Consider the following 24,565-nt stretch of genomic DNA (forward strand, 5'->3'; position numbering starts at 1 on the left):
CCATGCGCTGGCCCCTGCTCATACCGCTCCTGCTCGGCTCGCCCCTTTGGGCGGCGGATTGGGATGTGCCCAACCGGGCGGGGGCCATCAATGAAGTACTGGCTCAGGCGGCGGACGGAGATACTCTCCGCCTGAGCCCCGGTGTTTATGCCGAACATCTGATTCTGGACCGGCCCGTCACCATCGACGGGCTGGGACAGGCCACCATTGACGGGCAAGGCACCGGCAGCGTCATCACCGTGACCGGCCCGGGCGTGACCGTGCGCGGCCTGACAGTGATCGGCTCGGGTTCAAGCCATGACGGGATCGACAGTGGCATCCAGCTGACCAAGACGGCCCGCGCGCCGGTGGTCGAAGACAATGTGCTGCTGGGCAATCTTTACGGCATCGACATTCATGGTGCCAAGGACAGCATCGTGCGTGGCAACCGGATCGAAGGACGTCAGGACCAGCGGATGAATGACCGTGGCAATGGCGTTTATGTCTGGAATGCACCCGGTGCGCGGGTTGAGGACAATGATATCCGCTATGGGCGCGACGGAATCTTTGTGAACTCGTCCAAGAAGAATACCTTTACCGGCAACCTGTTCCGCGATCTGCGCTTTGCCGTGCATTACATGTATGCCGATAATTCGGTGGTCAGCGACAATGTCTCGATCGGCAACGATCTGGGCTATGCGGTGATGTTCACGACCAATGTGAAGGTCGCAGACAACGTCTCGATCGGTGACCGTGAACATGGCGTGATGCTGAACTATGCCAACAAGAGTCAGATCACCGGTAACGTGGTGATCGGTGCCAAGGAAAAGTGCACCTTCCTTTATAACTCCAACAAGAACGAATTCACCGACAACTGGTTCCAGGGATGCGGCATCGGAATCCATTTCACCGCCGGCAGCGAACGCAACCGCATCGTTGGCAATTCCTTCATCGGGAACCGGACACAGGTGAAATACGTCTCGACCAAATGGGTCGAGTGGTCCGAAGACGGGCGCGGCAACTACTGGTCCGATTTTGCCGCCTATGATGTGGATGGCAACGGCATTGCCGATGCCCCCTATCGCCCCAATGACTCGATGGACCATGTGTTGTGGACCCAACCCGCAGCCAAACTGCTGCTCGGCTCTCCTGCCGTGCAGCTGGTGCGCTGGTCACAATCCGCCTTTCCGGCACTGTTGCCCGGTGGCGTGATTGACAGCAATCCATTGATGCAACCCCTTGAACCCCCAGCTATGGAAAAGGTGCCTCATGACGGATAAGGCCCTGATTATTGACCATGTCAGCAAGGACCGTGGCAAAACCCGCGTTCTTGACGATATCACCCTGTCACTTGCCCCCGGTCAGCGCGTTGCGCTGCTGGGCCATAACGGCGCAGGCAAGTCGACCCTGATCAAATCCATCCTTGGCCTGACGCCGATCCAAGGCGGAGCAATTCGGATCGGAGACGCCACCCCCGGCAGCGCCCAGGCGCGGCGGGAAACGGCCTATCTGCCCGAGGCGGTATCCTTCCACCCGGCCCTGACCGGGCGCGAGCAACTGACCCTGTTTGCAAAATTGTCCGGCACCAGGGCGGATGTGGCCGGTCTGCTGGAGCGCGTAGGTCTGAGCGATGCCCTGGACCGCCGGATCGGCACCTATTCCAAAGGAATGCGGCAACGTCTGGGTCTGGCACAGGTTCTGCTGGGCCAGCCGAAAGTGGCTTTGCTGGATGAACCCACCAGTGGGTTGGACCCGATCTCGCGCCAGGACCTCTATGCCATCATCGACGAGCTGGCCGCGCAGGGCACCGCCGTGCTGATCGCCAGCCATGCCTTGACCGAGGTCGAGGCCCGCACCGACCGCATCGCAATCATGCGCAAAGGCCGGATGGTCGCCGATGACACGCTCAACAACCTGTCGGCCCTTGCAGGCCTGCCGATCCGTCTGAAAGTACGTGCAAGCGCCAACGCCGACGTGCTGGCCGCCGAATTGGGCGGCAGCCGGATCAACGGCGCTTCGGTCGAGCTGCTGTGTTCCCCCGCCGACAAGATGGAGGCCCTGCGCCGGATCGCCGGATTGGGCGATGCCGTGGCGGATGTGGAAATGACCCCGCCCAAGCTGGAAGACCTCTATCGACATTATGCACAGGAGGAGAGGCCATGACCCGCTTCCTCGCCATTACTCGTACCGAAATGCTGATCCTTCGCCGCAATCGCTGGCTGCTGGTGGCGACGCTGATCATGGTGCTGTTCGCGCTGGCCCTGACCTTTGCAGGCAGCGCACCAACCGGCACACTGGGTGTCGATATGCTGACCGTTTCAGTTGCCTCGATGACCACCCTGTCGGTCTATCTCGCACCGCTATTGGCGCTGATGATTTCGTTCGACGCCATCGCCGGCGACGTGGACCGGGGCAGCCTGTCACTGCTGCTGTCCTACCCCGCCGGGCGCGGAGAAATCCTGTTGGGCAAGTTCACCGCCCATCTTGCAGCGCTGGCCTTTGCCATGACGGTCGGTTTCGGTACCGCCGGCGCGGTGGCGGCCTTCTTTGGCGGTGCCGGGCCGGAAAGCCTGATGGCGTTGGTCCGTCTCATCCTCACATCCATCCTTCTGGGCGCCGTGTTTCTGGCGCTGGGATACCTGCTGTCTGCCCTGGCTAAGGGGGCTACGGCGGCGGCAGGTCTGTCGGCCGGGCTCTGGCTGGTTTTTGTCGTCCTCTATGATCTGGGCCTGTTGGGGGCCGTCGTCATGGACAAGGGCGGCACCTTTACCCAATCCGTCTTTCCATGGGTGATGGTGGCCAACCCGGCCGACGCATTCCGTCTGTGGAACATCGCCGCAACGGAAGGCGTGGCCATGGCATCCGGCATGACCGGGGCGGCACAGGCCTTGCCCATCTGGGCCGCGCCTGCATCGCTGCTGATCTGGCCGGTGATCGGCTTTGCCCTGGCGCGGCTTGCATTCCGGAGGGTCGAGCCATGAAACCCCTCGTCCTGATTGCCTTGATCGCGTTGGCGGCCTGCAAGGAAGACCTGGCCGAGGCCCCCGATCCGGTGGATCTGACCCCGGACGCGCTGAGCTATTTCTGCCAGATGAACATCGCCGAACATGGCGGCCCCAAGGGGCAGATCCATCTGGAAGGATATCCCGCACCGCTGTTCTTTGCGCAGGTGCGCGACATGGTGGCATACCTCAAAAGCCCTGAACGTGATGCCGACATCACAGCCGTCTATGTCAGCGACATGGGTATTGCGCCAAGTTGGCGGCAGCCGGGTATCTCGAACTGGATCGCCGCGGATGGCGCGACCTTTGTTGTCGGCGCCAATGTGGCAGGTGGCATGGGCGCCCGCGAAGTGGTGCCTTTTGCCGATCCTGCCGATGCTCAGGCATTCATTGAGATCTACGGCGGAACGGCACTGGGCCTGCCGGACATTCCGGACACCGAAGTGCTTGGCCCTGTCGATCTTGAACTGTCGTTGGAGACCCCCGTATGACCGCCTTGTCGCGCCGCCGATTTCTGATCATCTCAGCCGCTTGTGCTGCGGCCACACCACTTTCGGCCTCGGACGCGCGCTGGCACGGGACCGCGCTGGGTGCCACCGCCAGCCTGCGCCTGGTGGGCCTGACGGACGCCGAAGCTGCACCCATCATGGCCGCCATGGAGACCGAGATTGCCCGGCTGGAAGACATCTTCAGCCTGTATCGTCCGCAATCGCAGCTCAGCCGGTTGAATCGCGATGGTGTGCTGACGGCGCCCGCTCCTGAATTGTTGAACGTGCTAAGCCTCAGCTCAGCGCTGCATCAGGCATCGGGTGGCGCATTTGATCCGAGCATTCAACCCGTGTGGACGGCATTGGCTGCGGGTGCGCGCCCGGATGATCTGGTTGAAGTTCAGCAGGCGATAGGCTGGGAAAAGGTAATTTATGACGCCTCGGCCATTCGCCTTCCGGTGCCCGGAAAATCGGCGCTGACGTTGAACGGTATAGCGCAGGGCGCGATCACCGACCGGATCGCCGACCTGCTGCGTGCTCATGGTCTGCGTGATGTTCTGGTCAATATGGGAGAGGTTGCCGCCCTGGGTGCGCGTGGTGACGGTGCGCCCTGGAATGTTGGATTGGCGGCGCCGGACCAAACGGTTCTGAAGCGGATTGAATTGAACGATCGGGCAGTGGCGACATCTTCAACGCTGGCGACTCAGATCAGCCAGGGAGTCGGACACATCATTACCTTGGATGGGCCTTCAAGCCGCGACAGGACCGTTTCGGTTTCTGCCCCGAAAGCGGCAATTGCGGATGGGTTGTCCACTGCACTTTGCGCGGCATCCGCCGGCAGAGCCAAAGAGATCCTGGAGTTCTTCCCCGACGCCCGTATCGAATTGAACGTTTAATGAAGAATTACAAATCTCAGACCGAACAAAAAAAAATAAAAAAAAGTATGATATAGGTCAATTCGTGCGCTGCTTAAGGCAGCTAGGAAGTAAGGACGCGAACCTATCAATCCAATTTCGAGTCGCCAGCTATGAGCCAGATGACCAGCAGACGCGCTTTTCTAAGCGCGCGTGTCCTGCGGGAGGACCCAGATGCGATCCGTCCGCCGGGTGCAGTTGCAACTGGCTTCAGCGATCTATGCACGCGTTGCGATGACTGCGCCGCGGCTTGTCCTGAAGACATCATCACATTCGACGATGCCGGTTTCCCCGTTCTGGACCTGTCCGCAGGCGGTTGCACCTTGTGTGGTGACTGCGCTGACATTTGTCCGACCCCGGCGTTGCTGTCGGAACGTGTTGCCGAATGGCCATGGCGCGCACGAATCGATGACACAAGCTGCCTGTCGACGAACGGCGTAAGCTGCCGCCTGTGTCAGGACAATTGCGAACAGGATGCCATCCGCTTTCGCCTGCAACTGGGCGGACGCGCGGAACCAGCGCTTGAAACAGAAACCTGCATCGGCTGCGGAAGTTGTTCCGCCGCCTGCCCCACTGGGGCGATCGTGATGCACCGCCCCGCCCCACTACACCCGGAGGTGAACCAATGAATATTTGTGGCTGTCTGGTCCACATCGCCCCCGATTACACCGATACCGCACGCGCGGCGATGGCCGAAACCCAGGGCGTCGAGCTTCATGCCGAAGCCGAGGACGGCCGTTTCGTAGTTGTTGTCGAGGATACGGCCGACAGGCTGGCCTCGGACACCATCATGGATCTGCACCAGATCCCCGGAGTGATCTCACTGTCACTGACTTATCACCATTTCGAAGATCTCGCGGAGACGGCTCCGCGTCCTGATGCTCCAAGCCAACCGTCCAGCAGGAGGCCCATGCAATGACCATCTCTGAATCCCGTCGTACATTTCTGAAAGCGTCCGCAGCGGCAGCCACTGCCTCGGCTGCGGGCATTCCCATGGCCGCAGGCCAGGCCAACGCCCAGGTCGGCGCGCCCGATATTCGCTGGGACAAGGCTGCCTGCCGGTTCTGCGGTACGGGCTGTTCGGTTCTGGTGGGCACCAAGGACGGCCGCGTGGTGGCCACGCAAGGCGACCCAGACGCACCGGTGAACCGGGGCCTGAATTGTATCAAGGGCTATTTCCTGTCCAAGATCATGTACGGCAAAGACCGCCTGACCACACCGCTTTTGCGCAAGACCAACGGTCAGTATGACAAGAATGGCGAGTTCGAACCGGTCAGCTGGGATGAAGCCTTTGATGTGATGGCCGCCAAATGGAAAGAGGCCCTTGCCAAGAAAGGCCCGACCAGCGTGGGGATGTTCGGGTCGGGGCAGTGGACGGTCTGGGAAGGCTATGCCGCCGCCAAGATGATGAAGGCCGGGTTCCGGTCGAACAACATTGATCCCAATGCGCGTCACTGCATGGCCTCGGCCGTGGTTGGTTTCATGCGCACTTTCGGCATTGACGAACCTATGGGGTGCTATGACGACCTTGAGCACGCCGATACCTTCGTGCTGTGGGGATCGAACATGGCCGAGATGCACCCGATCCTGTGGTCGCGCCTGACCGACACCCGCCTGACGAAGCCGGGTTGCGAAGTGCATGTGCTGTCGACTTTCGAGCACCGCTCGTTCGAGCTGGCCGACAACGGCATGGTCTTTGCGCCGCAAACCGATCTGGCAATCCTGAACTATATCGCGAACTACATCATCCAGAATGGCGCGGTGAACGAAGAGTTCGTCAAGAACCACGTCAACATCACCAAAACCGCCACCGATATCGGTTACGGCCTGCGGGACAACAACCCCCTGCAACAAGAGGCTGAAAACCCGAACTCGGGCAAGTTGGAGCCGATCAGCTTCGAGGAATATGCCGAAGCCGTTTCGAAATACACGCTGGAATACACCTCGGAACTGTCCGGTGTTCCGGCTGACAAGCTGGAGCGTCTGGCCAAGCAATATGCCGACCCCAACCGCAAGGTGATGAGCCTGTGGACCATGGGCTTCAACCAACATACCCGCGGGTCCTGGGTGAACTCGCTGATGTACAACGTGCACCTGCTGGTGGGCAAGATTTCGGAACCCGGCAACTCACCCTTCTCGCTGACCGGTCAGCCGTCGGCCTGCGGTACGGCGCGCGAGGTAGGCACCTTTGCGCACCGCCTGCCCGCCGACATGGTGGTGATGAACGAAAAGCACCGCGAGATCTGCGAAACCGCATGGAACGTGCCCGCCGGCACCATTCCTGACAAGCCGGGTTTCCACGCCGTGCTGCAACATCGCAAGCTGAAGGATGGCGACCTGAACGCTTATTGGGTTCAGTGCACCAACAACATGCAGGCTGCACCGAACATCAACGAGGAAGGCTATCCCGGCTATCGCAACCCGGAAAACTTCATCACTGTTTCAGACCCCTACCCGACGGTCACTGCGGTTTCCGCTGACCTGATCCTGCCCACCGCCATGTGGGTCGAGAAGGAAGGCGCCTATGGCAACGCCGAGCGCCGCACCCAGTTCTGGCGGCAACAGGTCAAGGCCCCGGGCGAGGCCAAATCGGACCTGTGGCAGGTGATGGAGTTCTCGAAACGCTTCACCGTCGAAGAGGTTTGGGGCGAAGAATTGCTGGCCACCATGCCCGAGCATCGTGGCAAGACCATGTATGACGTCCTGTTTGCAAATGGCAGCGTCGACAAGTTCCCGCTGTCGGAAACCGCCGAAGGCTTTGACAACGACGAATCCGAGCATTTCGGCTTTTACGTGCAGAAAGGTCTGTTCGAAGAGTACGCCAACTTCGGGCGCGGCCATGCGCATGATCTGGCACCATTCGAAACCTACCACCAGGCCCGCGGTCTGCGCTGGCCGGTCGTGGATGGCAAGGAAACGCTCTATCGTTTCCGCGAAGGCTATGACCCCTACGTGTCCGAGGGTGCCGGCGTGGAATTCTATGGCCACAAGGATGGCAAGGCCAAGATCATCTTCGCGCCCTATGAACCTGCCGCAGAAGAGCCGGATGCGGAATTCGATCTGTGGCTGTGCACCGGTCGCGTGCTGGAACACTGGCATTCAGGGTCGATGACACGCCGGGTGCCGGAACTGCACCGCGCCTATCCCGCTGCCGTGGTCTACATGCATCCGCAGGACGCAAAGGATCGGGGTTTGCGTCGGGGCCAGGAGATTGTTCTGTCGACCCGCCGCGGCGAGGTTACCAGCCGTGTCGAAACACGGGGTCGGAACAAGGTGCCGCGCGGTCTGGTCTTTATGCCGTGGTTCGATGAGCACCAGCTGACCAACAAGCTGACGCTGGACGCAACCTGCCCGCTGTCGAAAGAGACCGACTTCAAGAAGTGCGCCTGCAAGGTTGAGCGCGCGTAACCAGCAAGAATCATACGGGTCGTTCCCATGTCTCTTGTCGATAAACCCCTTTCGCCGCAGCGGCGCCGGTTCCTGCAGGACTCGGCGCGGGCGGCGGGCGGCTGCGTGGTCGCCGGATCGTTGCTGGCCTATCTGGCCCGCGACGCCCGCGCCCTGCCCGCCGATGCCTTGCGCCCGCCCGGCGCATTGCCCGAGAAGGAGTTCCTGTCGGCCTGCATCCGTTGCGGTTTATGCGTGCGGGACTGCCCGTACGATACCCTGAAACTGGCCGAGCTCGGCTCGGATGCGGTGGCGACGGGAACACCATTCTTCACCGCCCGGGATGTTCCCTGCGAAATGTGCGACGACATTCCGTGTGTCGCCGCATGTCCAACAGGGGCGCTGGACCCCGGGCTGGAGAATATCGACGATGCCGAGATGGGTGTTGCCGTTCTGGTCGATCAGGAAAACTGCCTGAATTTCCTCGGTCTGCGCTGCGACGTCTGCTATCGCGTCTGCCCCGTCATTGACGAGGCGATCACTTTGGAGACGGCGCACAATACCCGATCGGGTCATCATGCTTTGTTCATTCCCACCGTTCATGCCGAACGCTGTACCGGTTGTGGTATGTGCGAGAAAAGCTGTGTTCTGCCCGAGGCCGCGATCAAGGTTCTGCCTGCCCGGCTGGCGCGCGGCAGTTCGGCCGAGCATTACCGCAAGGGTTGGGAGGAAAAGGCCGCCAAAGGCGCGCCGGTGGTCGAGGGGATCATCGATCTGCCGGATCGTTTGCCCGGACCGGGAACCGACAATCTTGCCGCGCCCGGCGGTTTTGCCCCTGAATATGATCTGCCGGGGGTGGGGCAATGAGTACTCGCACGCACATGCCCGTCGGTCAGGAGGCCGTTGAAGGCAAAGGCTGGATCGGGGCGCATCGCTTTTTGCTGATGCGCCGCGCAAGCCAGCTGTTATTTCTGGTTCTGTTTCTGCTGGGCCCGTGGTTCGGCATCTGGATTGTCGAGGGCACTTTGGCGGGGTCACTGACGCTGGGCGTGCTGCCGTTGACCGATCCGTTCATCCTGTTGCAAAGCTTCGTTGCAGGTCATTGGCCCGAAATGACCGCGCTGATCGGTGGGCTGATCGTTCTGGTGGTCTATGCCCTGATTGGTGGCCGTGTCTATTGTTCCTGGGTCTGCCCAATAAACCCGGTGACAGACGCGGCCAACTGGGTGCATCGCAAACTGGACCTGCCGAAAGGCTGGCAACCCAAGCGCGGCACCCGGCTGTGGATTCTGGCAACCGTGCTGCTGGCCTCGGGCCTGAGCGGTGTGATCGCTTGGGAGCTGGTCAACCCGATCACCATGCTGCATCGCGGGCTGGTATTCGGCATGGGCTTTGTCTGGGCCATGATCGCGGCCATCTTCGTGTTTGACGTTTTCGTCTCACGCCATGGCTGGTGCGGTCATTTGTGCCCGGTGGGCGCGTTCTACGGGCTGATCGGGTCGAAAAGCCTGCTGCGGGTCAGTGCCGCCAATCGCACGGCCTGTGATGACTGTATGGATTGTTATGCGGTCTGTCCTGAAAATCAGGTGATCTCACCCGCGCTGAAAGGCAAGCCGGGAAGCTCGCCCCTGATCCTGTCACCTGACTGCACAAACTGCGGACGCTGCGTCGATGTCTGCGCAGTCGACGTCTTCAACTTTACTCACCGGTTCGACGACCATGTCGTTCAACCTTCCGATCCAGTTGCCGCGCCTGAGCCGCGCGCTGCCAGACCTATCTAGGGGAGTGCCAAGATGAAAAGATCAATCGTTACAGGCGGAATTGCCCTTCTACCCGTAGTGTTGCTGAGCGGATGGGCCTTTGCCCAGTCCGCTCAAGTCGAAACCCTGCGGGGCGCGGACGTAGACGAGCCGATCCCTTTGGATCAGATTCACAAAAATGTCGAAGGACGGATGCAACGTAATTATCGCCAGCAGCCACCGCTGATTCCGCATTCGATCGAGCAATATCAGATTGATGTGCGCACCAATCAGTGCCTGTCCTGCCATGACTGGTCCAAGGCAGGTGAGCGTAACGCACCGACCCTTTCAATGACACACTATCTGGATCGCGAAGGCCGCGAATTGGACCGCGTCGCCGGGACCCGTTATTTCTGCAACCAATGTCACGTTCCGCAGGCGGACGCGCCGCCGCTTGTTGAAAACGTGTTCCAGCCCTCGACCGGCAACTGATCCAAAACAAGACTGAAAGGAGCACCGACATGGCAGACTCCCCCGAAAAACGCGGCTTTCTGGGTCGCCTTTGGAACGCGATCTGGACGCCGGCGGTAATGTTCAGCTCGGGCTTTCTGATCCTTGCCGGATTTCTGGCCGGTATCCTGTTCTGGGGCGGATTTCACTGGACCCTGGAACTGACCAACACCGAAGAGTTCTGCGTCTCGTGTCACACGATGGAAACGAACCTGGGTGAGTATCGCGAGACGATCCACTACAACAACCACTCCGGCGTGCGTGCGATCTGCTCAGACTGCCACGTTCCGGATGAGTGGAACCACAAGATCAAAGCCAAGATCATGGCCGTGAAGGACGTCTATCATGAACTGGTGGGCACCATCAGCACACCCGAGAAATACGAGGATCACCGCCTGGCGATGGCCTCGGCCGTCTGGAAGAAAATGAAAGCGTCTGACAGCCGCGAGTGCCGCAACTGTCACAACTTTGACTACATGGACTTCACCATTCAGGAAACACGCGCCGCGTCGGAACACCAACGCGCCATCGACAATGGTATGACCTGTATCGATTGCCACCAGGGTATCGCCCACAGCCTGCCACCCAACTATTTGGAAACATACGAAAAGGTGACTGCTGCATTGGAAGATGAAGTTGTGCAGGAGCACGCTGCCGCGGGTGACGACATCCGCGATTTCCTGAACAACAGCTCGAATTGATGTGGGGGCAGAGATGTTAGAGTTACTTGGAACCATCGGTGGCAACGTCCTGAGCTTGCCCGGCATACTCGGTCTGGCGTTGGGCATGATGACCCGCAAGCTGTGGCTGGGCGCGGCATTGGGCGGCGCAGTCGGTGTATTCGAGACGCTGGTTTTCGCAGGCTTCCGGTTTGCGCATGTAGAGCCACTGGAACTGATCATCGCTATTGTGGTTGGCGTCTGTGCAGGAAGCCTCGGCACTGTCATTCGCATCAAGGGCGCAACAGCCTGAAACACGGCCGGTTTCACCGTTTCGGTGGAACCGGCTAGTTACATCGGACCGAGCAGTGTCGTCACCAAGTCAATGACTGTTTTCATGTGATTTCACGCCCGCGATCACCAATTCCGCATCTCCGGGCAAGGATCGAAAGGCTGCGGGCAATGTGCGATCGGTGATGAGCACATCCTTTTCCGCCAACCCGGGCAGGCGCAAAGCCGGGCTGGTCTGGGCCTCGTTGAATTTTGTTGAATCAACCGCCATGAAGGTCTGGTCAGCAATATCAGACATCGCGCGGGCCATATCAGCCTCGCATTGATCATAGACCATGAAGCCCTTGCTGGGATGCACCAGTGACGCCGACAAAATGGCCGTCCGGGCCGAGAACCCTGCAATGACGTCATAGGCGGCGCGGTCGAAAGCGGCGCCGTCGTGGTTGCGCAACTGCGTTCCCGCCATGAAGACCCTGTTGCCCTCTTCCATCGACAACGTGGCGGCGATGAAGGCCGAGTTTGTCACCACCGTGAGGTTTTTGCGCGTGCGAAGTGCCTGAGCAATGAAGCCCGAGGTCGAACCCGTGTCGATGGCAATGGCCGAACCGTCCGGTATCCGCCCCGCAACGGCGTCGGCAATCGCGACTTTGGCGGCACGGTTCTGCGCCATGCGGGCCAGAAACGGAGGATCCAGCACATTTTGAGTGCTGACCAATGCACCATGCACCTTGGACAGGCTGCCCTTGGCGACCATCGGCTTCACGATTCGCCTTACGGTCTGGTCCGACACTTTGAGAATGCGCGCCAATTCCATGACCGAAATTCGCCCATGCAGGTTTACCGTGCTGAGAATGTCTTGCTCGTATTTCGACATGAAGCGCCGCGATATTTGTTGATTTCATCAGGTTACTTGCAAGGTTGACGCTGTTCAAGCGACTTACTTCAACACATTTCAAACATTTTTGTTGCTTTTTGTTGTTTTGCGACTTTTGATGACGACATGTCATTTGAAATGGGTGGACGCATGACAACGCATTCGGTCAGACATCTCGTCATCGGCGGGGGCATCATCGGATGCTCCATCGCGTATCACCTCGCACGGTCCGGTGAGACGGATGTTGTTCTTCTGGAAAGGGCGTCCCTGACCGAGGGGGCCACCTGGCATGCGGCGGGGCTTGTCGGGCAGTTGCGGTCATCGCGCAACACGACGCGGATGCTGAAACGGTCCGTGGTGCTGTATGATCGTCTGGCCGAAGAAACCGGGATGGAATTCGACTGGAAGAAAGTCGGAAGCCTGCGCCTGGCGGCAAGCAAAGAGCGGCTTCTGGAAGCAAAGCGCCTGGCGACAATGGCCCGCAGCTTTGATCTGGAGATGGAAATAATCTCGGCCGCAGAAGCCAAGGCGCTTTTCCCCTATGTCGACGCGAAAGGGTTGGAAGGCGCGGCCTTCATCCCCTCGGACGGTCATGTCGATCCCGCAGGCTTGTGTCAGGCAATCGCATCCGGCGCCCGGATGCACGGTGCCCGGATCCGCCAATCCGTAGAGGTCACCGATTTTGAAATCCATAACGATCGCATCACCAAAGTGATGACATCGGAAGGGGATTATGAAGCGGACACCGTCGTTCTGGCCGCCGGAATGTGGAGTCGCGAGCTGGCCGCGAAACTCGGGGTCGTTGTCCCGGCCTGCGCTGTCGAGCATCAATACATCGTAACTGAACCCCTGCCCGACGCCGATCTTGTAAAACGCCTGCCAACCCTGCGGGATCCCGAGCGGCTGGTGTATTACAAACCGGATGCAGGCGGGAGGCTTGTGATCGGCGGGTATGAGGACAACACGCTGCCATTCGGCGACAGGGGTATTCCGGGCGCGTTTGTCCGGCAGCTTTTGCCGGACAACCTGGAGCGGTTTGCCCCCCTTGCCGAACTGGCAGGTCAGGTTACGCCGGTCGCCAACACGGTTGGAATCCGGCAGGTGATCAACGGCCCCATCCCTTATTCCGCGGATGGCGATTTTGTCATGGGATGGGCGCCTGAACTGCGAAACCTGATGCTGGCGACCGGATTTCTGTACGGCATCGCGGCAGGTGGTGGCGCAGGAGAGATGATCGCGGAGTGGATTGTAGAAGGCCGCCCGAGCCTTGATCTGTGGCCTCTGGACGTGCGCCGGTTCGGTCCGCATCACGCCACGCGCGCCTTCATGTATCCTCGCGCGGTCGAGCATTACGCGCATCACTACAAGATGCGATATCCGGGGCAGGAGGCGGAAACGGCCAGAAACCTGCGCCTGTCGCCCCTGCATGAGCGGCTGAAACAACATGGCGCGGTGTTCGGGTCAAAAAATGGCTGGGAGCGACCGCTCTGGTTCGCTCCGGCCGGTGTAGAGCCGGTGGATCAGTTGGATTTCCTGTCGCCGGGTTGGAAAACCTATGCCGAACAGGAACATAAGGCCGCGCGCGACGGGGTCGTTCTGATCGATCAAACCAGTTTCTCAAAGTTCGAACTGATCGGCCCCGGCGCACTGGAAGCCCTTCAAAACCTTGCCGTTTCAAATATGGACAAACCGGATGGCACGGTGATCTACACCCAATTGTGCAATGATCGCGGGGGCGTTGAAGCCGATATCACCGTCACCCGATTGGGGCGGGACCATTTTTACATCGTCACCGGGTCCGGATTCGGCGTGCATGACGCGGATTGGATCCGACGTCACCTGCCCCGCGATGGGCGCGCGCAGCTGATCGAAATGACGTCGGCACGCGCCGTCATCAACATTTGCGGCCCCAAGGCACGGGATGTGATGCAGGCCATCGCGGAAGAAGACGTCTCGAACCATGCGTTTCCCTTTGCAACGGCCCGAGAGATCACCTTGGGAACGGCAAAGGTTCGCGCGATCCGCATAGGTTACATCGGAGAGCTGGGATGGGAGTTACATATCCCGACCGAGTTCGCCCTGCATGTCTATGACTTGCTTTGGCAGGCCGGTCAGAGCCATGGCATCCGCGACATCGGCTACCGCACGATCGAGTCCTTGCGGCTGGAAAAAGGCTATCTTTACTGGAGCGCCGACATCACCCCCGACTATTCGCCAATCGAAGCGGGCCTTGGCGCGCGGGTCCATCTGAAATCCAAACAGGGCTTCATCGGGCGACCGGTGCTGGAGGCGCAGAAAGCGACCGGCCCCGAGCGGCAGCTCTGCACGTTCATCACCGATGAGCGGCTGCCGATCACCGGAGGGGAGACCATATTGCATTCCGGCAAAACAGTCTCGCTGGCGTGCAGTGGTGGCTATGGGTTTACCGTCGGCAAGACCATCCTCTACGGTTATCTGCCTGCGGGATTGGCTGGTGGATCAGAATTCGAAGTGGAGGTGTTCGGAGAGCGTCACCCCATCCAGCGTGTGGACGGGCCGCTTTACGACCCGGCAAACAGCCGTTTGAAAGCCTGAGGGAGAGAGTGATGCAAAACGAGCCGAAACTTGAGATCATGCAGGCCCTTCGCAACGTGGCGGGGTTTGACAGCCTTGCCGAGGCGGATCTTCGCACCAACCGGCTAGGCGGGTTGACCAATCTGGTTTACCGCGTCGAAGGCGGGCCGAGGACGGTGATCGTGCGCATCCCCGGCGAGGGCACCGAAGCCTATATCGACCGCGCGGTCGAAATCCACAATGCGCAGGTGGCGGCAAAAGCCGGGATCGGCCCCGAAGTTCTGTGGGCAGACGCGTCATCCGGCGTGATGATCAGTGATTGCGTACCCGACATCGTCACGATGACACCCGAGATGTTTGCGACGCGTCCCGGGTCTGCCGCCCGTGCGGGTAAGGCGCTGAGGCAGCTTCATGATGCCCCCGAGCCGTTCAAGTTTCGGTTCGAGCTGTTTTCGATGATCAACGACTACATGAAGGTGCTTGCGGACAAAAACGCTACCCTGCCAGAGGGTTACGCGGACGTCGTGGCCGAGGCGGCCCCGATCCGCGAGGTACTGCGGGACAAACCCGGGACATTGGTCCCGAGCCACTGCGACCCTCTGTGCGAGAATTTTCTGGATGACGGCCAGCGCATGTGGATCGTGGATTACGAGTATTCAGGCATGAACGATGCCCTTTGGGATCTGGGTGATCTGTCGGTCGAAGCCGGGCTGAACGACGAACAGGAACAGGAAATGTTGACCGCCTATTTCGGAAACCCGCCGAGCGAGGCTCAGATCGGGCGCATGGTGATCTATAAAGCCATGTGCGACCTGCTGTGGACGCTGTGGGGATTGATCCAGCATGCGGATGAAAACCCCGCCGAAGACTTCTGGGCCTATGCCACCAACCGGTTCGAGCGGTGCAAGTCCCTGATGCTGGCTCCGTCCTTTGCGGCCCATGTGAAAGCCGTGGCCGAGGAATAGGGTTTCATCCACGGCCGGATCCGCCCTGGATACCGGATGTTTTCTGCCTCGTCTCAGATCTTTGAGCCGCTTTCCATGGAGCCGGGATGCCCGGGCAGAACGGGCCGGGCAAAATACGGGATGCGCCTGGAGCTTAGATGTTTCCATTCGAAGCACGTTCGGGCGTCGGCTTCTTGCTGGTGCTCGGGTTGAGTCTGCCTTTCTGCCCGGTATCTCATGTCGGCCACGGCACTTTTGCACGTCTGTCAGCCTTGACGTGACGTCAGGCGCAGACCGGCATATCTGGTCGTTCGGCCGCCCTGAAACCTTGCCAGCAAAGTCAACTTGAGACTTGAACCTTATGATTTCCAAGGAAATGCGCGTGACGACGTGGAAATTCTGAAGTAAACCGGTCAATCAATGTAACAAGTTAACAGTGCCGCCTGTTCCTGCTATGGATTCAGCATGAATACCTCTCTACTTTTGGATTATACATATACATTATGTATATGTATTAAGGGGAAAACAGGGGGACAGTTATGGAAGGAGTCGCAAGACAATGACGCGAGTCCTTGAGGCATCACCACGCATTTCAAAAGTCCTTCATCTGGCAGATCTGAATGACTATGCCACTCTGTTTCAGAGAGAGGGCGTAGACGACGAGATTCTGGACGAATTGACGGATCAGGAACTGCGTGATCTCGGGTTGACGGTTGGTGAAAGGAAGCGCTTTCGAAAGGCGCAGGCCAGGCTGAAATCGCAGGAAGCGTCGAAGCGGCCCGAAGTCCAGTCCAAGGCCGAGCGGCGGCAGCTGACTTTGGTTTTCTGCGATCTTGTGGGGTCGACCCGGCTGGCTCAGCGATATGATCCGGAAGACCTGATGCAGATCATGAACCTGTATCTGGATACGGCGATCGGCACCCTGAAGCAGCACGGCTGCCATCTGGCCTATCGGCAGGGCGACGGCATCATGGTGTATTTCGGATACCCCAAGGCCATGGAAGATGATGCCGAACGGGCCGTACGAGCCGTATTGGAGACCATCGAGGCCGTTCAGAACCTTGAAAACGAGTTTGGAGAAAAGCTCGACCTGCGCGCAGGCATTGCGACCGGTATGGTTGTCGTGGGGGTCGTTTCTTCGAAAAGCCTGGGGTCTCAGGACTTTCTGGTGGGTGAAACGGCGAATCTTGCATCCCGCCTTCAGGGGCTGGCCGAACCGGGTGAAGTGATCATTTCTTCAGAAACCTGGAGGCTGACCCAGGGTGCCTTTGAATTCGAACCACGTGGCAGCCACGAGCTGAAAGGCTTTGACAATCAGCGCAAAGTCTATCGCGTGGTTTCGGAAATCATATCCACCAGCCGGTTCGACGCGCGGGTGGGTCAATCTGCGGTCGATCTTGTCGCCCGGCATGACGATCTTTCAACCCTGACCCGGCTTTGGAACGAAGCGCAGGAAGGCTCGGGCCGGCTGGCGCTTGTCGGGGGGGCTGCGGGAATCGGCAAGTCGAGGCTGATCAAGTCACTGTCTGAATCAATAGGGGTCAAACCCTTTACATTGCAGTGCATCCCGCACCTGACCAGTCTTCCGCTGCACCCGATTGTCGGAGAATTGAGGCGCGTTTCGGGCGACAAATCAAATGAAAGTATCCGGGCGGCGATTTCGGACTTCGTGCAATCGGCCTCTCGGCTGAGTGACGCGGACTTGCCCGTTCTTCTGGATCTGGCAGGTATCGAGACCGGCGCCCCGTCAGAATCCGACCCGCTGAAGAAGGCGCGCAAATCCCTTGACGTGATACTGCGCAGTCTGGGCAGCCTGTGTGACAGGCGCGGCACGTTGTTGTTGGTGGTCGAAGACGTTCATTGGGCCGATGCGACCACGTTGGATGTACTGGATGCGCTTGCATCCGCCTTGAGCAACTTTCCGGTTCTGGTGGTTCTGTCGCACCGACCTGAATACGAACCTCCGGAACATTTCGAAAGCCGAGCCGCGCGCATTGATCTGTCTCCGCTTGGCAATACCGAGGCATCCGAACTGGTCCGGCGCGTGGCCGAGCCGTACAGCCTGCCTGTCATCCTGATCAGGCAGATCATCGAGAAGGCGGATGGCGTGCCGCTGTATATCGAAGAAATGACAAAGGCGGTTCTGGACCAGCTGCCCCAGGATGCCCCGATCAACGCCGAGGTTCTGGATGCGCTGAGCGTCCCGGCCACCCTTCAGGACTCGCTGATGTCGCGTCTTGACCGGATGGAACATGCCAAACCAGTCGCCCAGCTCGGATCGGTCATCGGGCGCAGTTTCACCGCTCAGATGATCCACGCGGTGGCGCATGAAGACATGGATGTGGAAAGCGCTCTCATGCAGCTTATGGCGGCTGGCGTCGTGCTGATCACCAGCGATTCAGGGTCGGCCACATACACATTCAACCACGCGCTGGTTCAGGATACGGCCTATAATTCCTTGCTGCGGGAAGACCGGCAGAAGGTTCATCTGAAAATCGCCCAAGCACTGCTGGACGGTCACAAGGCATTCGGAACCCCGGCCCCCGATACCGTCGCGCATCACTGCGATCTTGGCGGATTGAAGGATGAAGCCGTCGCCAATTGGGTCACGGCAGGTGAAGTGGCGTTGTCCCGACTGGCGAACCTGCCCGCGATCTCCGCTTTCCGGGCCGCCCTGCGCAACATCGGAACCATGAAGGACAACGCGGATCGCGACGGTTTCGAACTCCGGGTTCAGATGAACATTCTGCCCGCCTATATGGCGATCTACGGATGGTCGTCCGATCAGGTCGGCGAAACTGCCGCCCGGGCGATGGAACTGGCCCAGTCTTTGGGCGACGGCGAGACGCTTTTTGCCGCAACCTTCTGCCGTTGGACCCATTTCTTTGTTGCCGGTCAGATGAACCGAGCGATGGAAATGGGGCAGGCGCTGGACATGATGGCCGGCATGTCCGAAGACCCCGTCGCCAACGTGCTTGCGGCACGGGCGCTGAGCTTTACGCATTACTTCCGCGGGGAATTTGCGGAATGCGAACAACAGCTGGAGCGCGCATTCGCCCTGATCACACCCGAGCTGGATATGGCCATGATGCCCATGACCCAGTCTTCCACGGCCGCGTCATTGCTGGCCATTCAGGGATGCCTGCTGTGGCAGCAAGGAAAGTTCGAAAAAGCCGAGGCCGCGCGTCTGGAATCCATCGAGGTCAGCAGGGCGCTGAACCACGCACCCAACCTTGTCTACGTCATGGGCGCTTGCAGCATGTTCCTGCCCTATGCGGGGGAATGGGACCGGCTTGACGTGACGATGAAAGAAGCCAGAAAAATCGCGGATGAGGAAGGGTTTCTTTACCTTCATGCGATGCAGGACATCTATATGGGCCTCGCGCAGGCTGGAAAGGGCGACATCGCAGGTGTTCCGGAACGCATCGAGACATGCATGAACCTGATTTCCAAATCTGGTGGAAACTTTACTTTTCCTCAGAATCAGATTGTTCTGTCTGAGTTGATGATTGATCACGGAGATGTTGATCAGGCTTTGGACCGGCTGGAAACCGTCTGCATACCCGGCTGGGAGCGCGGCGAGACGTTGAACAAACCTGAATATCACCGTGTGCGAGCAAAGGCTTATGCCGCAAAGGGGGACTTGGACGCTGCAATCAGCGAGGCGGAGCAAGCGCTTTCGCTTGCCCGGGATTGCCGTGGAGTTGTTCAGGAGCAGCGGGCCCGCGATCTGCTGGACAGATTGAAAGAAGAAAAATGAACAAGATTGACTGCCCCGCCGAATTGGGCAGCAGCACCGAGAGGGATTTGCAATGACCGATGCATTGGATTGGAATGAAGATCAGTGGAGCGCCGTGAAAAAGGCCGTCCATGATGAGGCGCTTCGCGCCCGGGTGGCCGCCAGTTTCCTGCCGCTGTACGGACCGCTGCCCGCTGACACGCAATCCGTCCCGCTGAACAAGCTGGATCTGGTGGACAATTCATCTGGTGCATCCAAACAACGTCTTGACGTGAACGATTATGATACGCTGCGCCTTACCACCGTATCGGTGAACGTGTACCTGAAAGGCGCACAGGTGGCTGATCCGGAACTGACGGCGGCTCAGATCATGTTCCGCCGAGCGGCCGCCGTTGTGGCACGGGTAGAGGATGACATCGTTTTCAACGGTCAACCCGGCACCGGACAGGCCCCCAAACACGCCGGCGGCGCGCCCGACTCATTGCCGCAGATCTATACGATCAGCGGCGGTGGCAAATATCCGGGATTGCTTGAAGCGGGCGAAGGCAAAACCAAATCCACGTCCAAAAAGAACTATAGCGGAACCGATGTTTTCGAGGCCGTCGTCGAGGGCATCAGCGCGCTGGAAACGCATGGCTATCTGGGCCCCTATGCCTGTGTGATGGGCAACGGTCTGTTCCGTGCGGTCACGACCCCGCTGCCGAATTCGATGGTGCTGCCACGTGACAGCATTCTCCCGTTCCTGGACGGGCCGTTGCTGCGTTCCAGCACCCTGCCCCCGGACAAGGCAGTGCTTGTGTCCCTGCTGGGTGCACCGGTTGAAATCGTCGTGCCCTCGGATATCGCCGTGAAGTATCTGCAAACCTCTGCCGAGGGCGAGCACGTCTTCCGCGTGCAGCAGAAGTTCCATCTCAGGATCAAGGAAGCTAAGGCCGTCCGCACCATAACCTGTTGACCGGAGATCGGGTCGTGCGCGAGTTTTCAGATCGGGGCGTGACGCTACGTTGGTCCGAGGCGATCAACGCAGACGGTCTCAGTCGGGTGTTGGTGGAAGCCGGTCCATCCGTGTCGTCGCATGACACGCTACGTCTGATCTGTTCGGAAGATGGCGGCCCCGAGCGTGCCATTCGCGGGTGGCCCTTGTTGCGGGACCCACAAACCGGGTTTCAACAATTCGCAGCCGTTCTGCCGTCAGTCAAACAGGAAAAAACTTTGTCCTGGCGCCCGGTGCTGACGTCGGGAGGGCGCGAGTATGACCCCGGGCCCGAAAAAGCAGTTCAACCTGCCGCGCCGGAACCGACAAAAACCGCAGTGACGTCGCCGGTACTGGAACATGTTGCCAAATTTGTGGTGCCGTTCGATAGCAGCTTTCACCCCTCGGGCGAGACGCCGGACGGGATTTGGCTGCATTTCGCCATCAAAGAAGGGGGCACCGTCGAAGGCCCGCATCTGAAAGGGGTGATCGAACCGATCGGAGGAGACTGGATGCGCGTGCGGCCCGATGGTGTGGGGCTGCTTCATGCAAAGGCACTTATAAGACCGTCCATCGGACAAGCTCCGATCCTGTTCGAAGATACGGGTGTGTGTGACTTCGGCCCGGACGGATATGCGGCATTGTCCAAGGGCAATCTGCCCGCTTCGGCTCCGGTACGGCTTGCACCGCGTTACCTGACCTCGAATCCGCATTTCAGCTGGATGAATCGGGTGCAGGGTTTTGGCATTGGCGAAGCCAGCCTGTCAGACATAACCCTGCGCTTTGACGTCTATTCCGCGAAAGGAATTTCCGATGCCTGACAAGGTTGTCATTCTTGGGGGAGGCGTGGCTGGCATGAGCGCCGCGCACGAACTGATTGAACGAGGGTTCGAGGTAGAAGTCCACGAACGCCAGCTGATCCCCGGCGGCAAGGCCCGCAGCATTCCCGTGATGAAGGGTGAAGGGGATCATGGCTCGAAAGCGAAACACATCAAGGCGCTGGAAAAATGGGCCGAGATGGATGGGGCCAATTATCCGCCCGGCGTGAAACGCCCCTGGCTGCCCGGTGAACATGGGTTCAGGTTCTTTCCGAACTTTTATCGGCATATCACCGACACGATGGCCCGCACGCCGTATTACGACAAGGGCACATGCTTTGACAATCTGGTCCCGACCACGCAAGTTCTGGTCAGCCAGTTCGACAAGCCCGGCATCATTGTCCCGGAACGGTTCCCCCGCACGCTCAAGGATGTTGCGGATGCCTTCAAGACCATTGCCTTCGCGCTTTCGCCGAGGGACCAGATTGCGTATGAGGATGTCGAACATTTTGTTGCCTGCATGTGGCGGATCGCGACGTCCTGCAAGGAACGCCGGTTTGACGAATATGAACGGATCGGTTGGTGGGATTTCATCGGCGCGCAGGACCGTTCGGAAGCCTATCAGAAGTTCCTTGCCATCGGCCTGACCCGTTCATTGGTGGCCGCCAAGGCCACGACGGCAAGCACGAAGACAGTGGGGGACATTGCGGTTCAGCTTCAGCTGGGTATCGCCACGCCCGAACCCCACTGCAACAGGCTGCTGAACGGGCCCACCAATCTTGTCTGGATTCAACCGTGGCTGGATTACCTGACAAGCAAGGGGGTCGTGTACAATTTTGACTCCAAAGTCACCGGAATCGAGTGCCGGAACGGCAAGATCGTCGGCGCAACGGTCGAACAGGATGGCGAAGAAAAGCAGGTCACGGGGGATTGGTTCATCAGCGCCATGCCGATTGAACGCATGGCACCGCTTGTGACCCCGGAAATGATGGCGGTTGACCCCGCACTTGCCAAATTGCCTTTGCTGGCCGATGACGTGCAATGGATGAACGGCATTCAGTTCTATCTGACCAAGGATGTCGAGCTGACCCACGGCCACGTCATTTTCATCGACAGCCCATGGGCTTTGACGGCTGTGTCGCAAAAACAGTTCTGGCCGGGGATCAACTTCGATAACTGGGCCGAAGGAAAGACCAAAGGCCTGCTGTCAATCGATATCTCCGAATGGGACAAGCCGGGGTTGAACGGAAAAACCGCGCGCGATTGCAGCCGGGAAGAGATCGCAAAAGAGGTTTGGGAACAGCTCAAGCGCAGCATCAACGTGGATGGCCAAACCATTCTGCGGGACGAGGATATGCATTACTGGTTCCTCGATCCTGATATCGTTCAAGACCCGAACGACCCCAAGCGTCAAAGCAATGTCGAACCCTTGTTGGTCAACCGTATCAACAGCTGGCGCTTGCGCCCGGATGCGGCCACGCTCATCCCGAATTTCTTCCTGGCATCGGATTACGTCCGCACTTTTACCGACCTTGCCACGATGGAAGGGGCGAACGAGGCCGCGCGTCGGGCCGTCAACGCCATTCTTCAACGCAGTGGATCGGATGCCGAGCCCTGCCAGATCTGGGACCTGCATGAACCCGACATCCTGAAACCGCTGCGCGCCTATGATTACGCCCGCTATCAGGCTGGCCTTCCGTGGGACAATCGGTTCGCGGTTGCGGTCGAAGCCGCGCTGAAAATGGGTCAGGACACGGCAGGAGTTGATCGTGGCGGTGATGGCCCTCTTGCCGCCATAGGCGAACCGGCGGCGGAATATTCAAAACCCGGCGGCATCACCGAGGAGCCAGCCGTTGCCGAAGCGCTTCGAATGATCTGCCCCCCGAAAGAGCTGTTCGACCTCATCGCGAATTACGAGCCCACCGCGGATCTGCCGATCCCGGGGGATGAGCTGGCGGAAGATGTCGCGTATGATCTGGGTCGGGACAGGGGTCAATCAGGTGCCTTGTCCAGGGCGTTGCCAATTTCGGATGCACCGCTTTCTGCGTTTGGCGGCGGTCCGGAACGATCCGGCGCGCGGGAAGACAAAAGTCGCGTGATCATCACCCAGAAGGGCTGAGCCTGTGAAATCCGGAACCGCGCATTTGGATCCTGCGGCAAAACAGGATTTTCTGAAAACCCTGACCTTTTACGGGGATCAGGCGCGCGAAACGCTTTTGGGCCTGTTGCCGACGGGTGAGCCTCAGGCTTATCTGTATGGCCCGATGCGCGATTACATCGAAACCTCGGGCAAGGGCCTGAGGCCCGCCCTGCTGTTGGCCACATGCGAAGCCTTCGGCGGAAACAGCGAGAATGCAAGGGTCTCGGCCGCAGTTCTAGAGCTGCTGCATAACGCTTTTCTGATCCATGACGACATCGAAGATCAAAGCGATTTCCGGCGCGGGCGCGAATGTATGCACAAGCGGCTTGGGGTTCCCCTGGCGATCAATACCGGCGACGGGATGCAATCGCTTGCCCTGCGTCTGCTGCGTCAGAACTTGGGGCCGTTGGGCCCGGAAACCGGTATGCGCGTGGTGGATGAGTTCGACCATCTGTTGCAGCAATCCATCGAAGGTCAGGCGCTGGAGCTTGGCTGGATCCGCGACAACCGTTTGAACGTCGATGCATCAGATTATCTGAGGATGTGTCTGAAAAAGACCTGCTGGTACAGTTTCATTCACCCGATGCGCATCGGGGCCCTGATTGCGCGGCCACATGATGTCGCGTCCGGCGCGCTGAATCTGGATGATTTCAACGCCTTCGGCTTTTTCCTAGGTGCAGCGTTTCAGATTCAGGACGACGTCTTGAATCTCGTCGGCTCACAGGACAGTTACGGCAAGGAAATCGGCGGCGACATCTATGAAGGCAAACGCACGCTGATGCTGGGCCAGCTTGGCCTGAAGGCGGAAGAGCCTGAACAGGCACGGTTGGCCGAGATGTTGTCAAACCCACGCGATGCCCGGTCGACGCAAGATGTCGCCTGGGTGCTGGAGCGCATGAGCCATTACGGCAGCATCCGCTATGCGCAGGACGCAGCGAATGATCTGCTGGCCGCGGCCCGTAATGAGTTCGCGCGGGTGTTCGCGGGCGCAGAAGACGGGCCGCGCGCGTTTCTGGGACAGTTCATGGACTATCTGGTGACCCGTCAGGTCTGAGCGCCCGCCACCTCGAAAATCACCACAACCGAGGTCTGGTCCGTTCCGGTACAGGCGATCCGACCGTGATATTCACCGGGTTCGGAGAGGTCGGGTATGGTCACCGCAACAGCAACATCCGTTGCTTCCCCCGGCTCAAGCTGGATTTGTGGCGGGATCACACTGATGCGGCTCGCCGGCAGAATGTCGCCGTTCGGATTGGTCAGATCGCCCGGTTCGAACTGCATCTGAACAGGGGCCGCGCCTTCCGGTGCTTCAAAGGACAGCAGAATGGTGGCGGTGCTGCCGGGATGGCAGGATTTGCGACACCTGAACGGACCGTCCAGATGTTGCCGCGGGCTCCGCTCTGTTTCGAGCACGCGGCGCGCAATATCGGAAATCGGTTGATCGTCGAGCTGCGGCGCAATCGGGCTGACCGCCCGAGATGCACTAACATATGGTTTTCGTTCGAAATACGGCATGCCTAAATGTGCACGTGCCGTGCGGATCAGTAAATGGTAA

At 59.4% G+C, this 24,565-nt stretch carries 22 protein-coding genes; 20 read left to right on the forward strand and 2 right to left on the reverse strand.

All coding sequences use genetic code 11. The annotated features are described in order from the left end of the window. Window positions 1-2: 2 nt before the first annotated feature. The 13 genes from GS620_RS19375 to GS620_RS19435 all read left to right on the forward strand — a co-directional run bounded on the left by GS620_RS19375 (window position 3) and on the right by GS620_RS19435 (window position 10,991). Window positions 3-1,259 (forward strand): nitrous oxide reductase family maturation protein NosD, encoded by a 1,257-nt coding sequence (locus GS620_RS19375; protein ID WP_171617455.1) that lies wholly within the window; start codon window positions 3-5, stop codon window positions 1,257-1,259. Continuing rightward, the gene (locus tag GS620_RS19380) at window positions 1,249-2,142 is read left to right on the forward strand and encodes an ABC transporter ATP-binding protein (protein WP_171617456.1); all 894 of its coding nucleotides are present in this window, start codon (window positions 1,249-1,251) and stop codon (window positions 2,140-2,142) included. Before GS620_RS19375 ends, GS620_RS19380 begins: the two co-directional genes overlap by 11 nt. Beyond that, the gene (locus GS620_RS19385; RefSeq protein ID WP_171119368.1) at window positions 2,139-2,960 is read left to right on the forward strand and encodes an ABC transporter permease; all 822 of its coding nucleotides are present in this window, start codon (window positions 2,139-2,141) and stop codon (window positions 2,958-2,960) included. The genes GS620_RS19380 and GS620_RS19385 overlap by 4 nt, the downstream gene beginning before the upstream one ends. Beyond that, window positions 2,957-3,472, forward strand: coding sequence for a nitrous oxide reductase accessory protein NosL (locus GS620_RS19390; RefSeq protein ID WP_171119369.1), 516 nt, complete (start codon window positions 2,957-2,959; stop codon window positions 3,470-3,472). The genes GS620_RS19385 and GS620_RS19390 overlap by 4 nt, the downstream gene beginning before the upstream one ends. Beyond that, window positions 3,469-4,365, forward strand: coding sequence for an FAD:protein FMN transferase (locus tag GS620_RS19395; RefSeq protein ID WP_171617457.1), 897 nt, complete (start codon window positions 3,469-3,471; stop codon window positions 4,363-4,365). The genes GS620_RS19390 and GS620_RS19395 overlap by 4 nt, the downstream gene beginning before the upstream one ends. Window positions 4,366-4,505: 140 nt before the next feature. After that, complete coding sequence (gene napF / locus GS620_RS19400) at window positions 4,506-5,012, forward strand: ferredoxin-type protein NapF (RefSeq protein WP_253283994.1); 507 nt, start codon at window positions 4,506-4,508, stop codon at window positions 5,010-5,012. Beyond that, window positions 5,009-5,302: a chaperone NapD gene (locus tag GS620_RS19405; RefSeq protein ID WP_171169787.1), complete on the forward strand. Its 294-nt coding sequence runs from the start codon at window positions 5,009-5,011 to the stop codon at window positions 5,300-5,302. The genes napF and GS620_RS19405 overlap by 4 nt, the downstream gene beginning before the upstream one ends. Further along, window positions 5,299-7,791, forward strand: a complete 2,493-nt coding sequence (gene napA, locus GS620_RS19410; protein WP_171617459.1) for a nitrate reductase catalytic subunit NapA — start codon at window positions 5,299-5,301, stop codon at window positions 7,789-7,791. The genes GS620_RS19405 and napA overlap by 4 nt, the downstream gene beginning before the upstream one ends. 27 nt (window positions 7,792-7,818) lie before the next feature. After that, complete coding sequence (napG, locus tag GS620_RS19415) at window positions 7,819-8,637, forward strand: ferredoxin-type protein NapG (RefSeq protein WP_152460386.1); 819 nt, start codon at window positions 7,819-7,821, stop codon at window positions 8,635-8,637. Continuing rightward, complete coding sequence (napH, locus tag GS620_RS19420; protein WP_171617460.1) at window positions 8,634-9,551, forward strand: quinol dehydrogenase ferredoxin subunit NapH; 918 nt, start codon at window positions 8,634-8,636, stop codon at window positions 9,549-9,551. The genes napG and napH overlap by 4 nt, the downstream gene beginning before the upstream one ends. A gap of 12 nt (window positions 9,552-9,563) precedes the next feature. Beyond that, complete coding sequence (locus GS620_RS19425; protein WP_152460388.1) at window positions 9,564-10,001, forward strand: nitrate reductase cytochrome c-type subunit; 438 nt, start codon at window positions 9,564-9,566, stop codon at window positions 9,999-10,001. A 29-nt stretch (window positions 10,002-10,030) separates the two neighbouring features. Further along, complete coding sequence (locus GS620_RS19430) at window positions 10,031-10,720, forward strand: NapC/NirT family cytochrome c (protein WP_152460389.1); 690 nt, start codon at window positions 10,031-10,033, stop codon at window positions 10,718-10,720. 13 nt (window positions 10,721-10,733) lie between these two features. Next, the gene (locus tag GS620_RS19435; protein ID WP_171617461.1) at window positions 10,734-10,991 is read left to right on the forward strand and encodes a hypothetical protein; all 258 of its coding nucleotides are present in this window, start codon (window positions 10,734-10,736) and stop codon (window positions 10,989-10,991) included. A gap of 69 nt (window positions 10,992-11,060) precedes the next feature. Here GS620_RS19435 and GS620_RS19440 read toward each other — a convergent pair whose 3' ends face one another. Beyond that, complete coding sequence (locus GS620_RS19440) at window positions 11,061-11,843, reverse strand: DeoR/GlpR family DNA-binding transcription regulator (protein ID WP_171617462.1); 783 nt, start codon at window positions 11,841-11,843, stop codon at window positions 11,061-11,063. A gap of 126 nt (window positions 11,844-11,969) precedes the next feature. On the opposite strand from GS620_RS19440, the gene GS620_RS19445 reads away from it, so the two are divergent. From GS620_RS19445 to GS620_RS19475, 7 genes are all read left to right on the forward strand, one after another. Then, window positions 11,970-14,417 (forward strand): FAD-dependent oxidoreductase, encoded by a 2,448-nt coding sequence (locus tag GS620_RS19445; protein ID WP_253283995.1) that lies wholly within the window; start codon window positions 11,970-11,972, stop codon window positions 14,415-14,417. 11 nt (window positions 14,418-14,428) lie between these two features. Then, complete coding sequence (locus GS620_RS19450) at window positions 14,429-15,361, forward strand: choline/ethanolamine kinase family protein (protein ID WP_171617463.1); 933 nt, start codon at window positions 14,429-14,431, stop codon at window positions 15,359-15,361. A 538-nt stretch (window positions 15,362-15,899) separates the two neighbouring features. Then, window positions 15,900-19,100, forward strand: a complete 3,201-nt coding sequence (locus GS620_RS19455) for an adenylate/guanylate cyclase domain-containing protein (RefSeq protein WP_171617464.1) — start codon at window positions 15,900-15,902, stop codon at window positions 19,098-19,100. A 52-nt stretch (window positions 19,101-19,152) separates the two neighbouring features. Beyond that, window positions 19,153-20,034: an encapsulin gene (locus tag GS620_RS19460; protein WP_171617465.1), complete on the forward strand. Its 882-nt coding sequence runs from the start codon at window positions 19,153-19,155 to the stop codon at window positions 20,032-20,034. 14 nt (window positions 20,035-20,048) lie between these two features. Continuing rightward, a complete protein-coding gene (locus tag GS620_RS19465) occupies window positions 20,049-20,873 on the forward strand; it encodes a DUF3237 domain-containing protein (RefSeq protein WP_171617466.1) in 825 nt (274 codons plus the stop codon). Continuing rightward, entirely contained in the window at window positions 20,866-22,989 is a 2,124-nt protein-coding gene (locus tag GS620_RS19470) for an FAD-dependent oxidoreductase (protein ID WP_171617467.1), read from the forward strand. The genes GS620_RS19465 and GS620_RS19470 overlap by 8 nt, the downstream gene beginning before the upstream one ends. A gap of 4 nt (window positions 22,990-22,993) precedes the next feature. Beyond that, on the forward strand, window positions 22,994-24,064 hold the full coding sequence (locus GS620_RS19475; protein ID WP_171205218.1) for a polyprenyl synthetase family protein: 1,071 nt from the start codon (window positions 22,994-22,996) through the stop codon (window positions 24,062-24,064). Here GS620_RS19475 and GS620_RS19480 read toward each other — a convergent pair. Next, complete coding sequence (locus GS620_RS19480) at window positions 24,055-24,525, reverse strand: hypothetical protein (RefSeq protein ID WP_171617468.1); 471 nt, start codon at window positions 24,523-24,525, stop codon at window positions 24,055-24,057. The genes GS620_RS19475 and GS620_RS19480 overlap by 10 nt on opposite strands. Window positions 24,526-24,565 lie beyond the last annotated feature (40 nt).

This window comes from Ruegeria sp. HKCCD6428, from assembly GCF_013110595.1.
GTDB lineage: Bacteria > Pseudomonadota > Alphaproteobacteria > Rhodobacterales > Rhodobacteraceae > Ruegeria.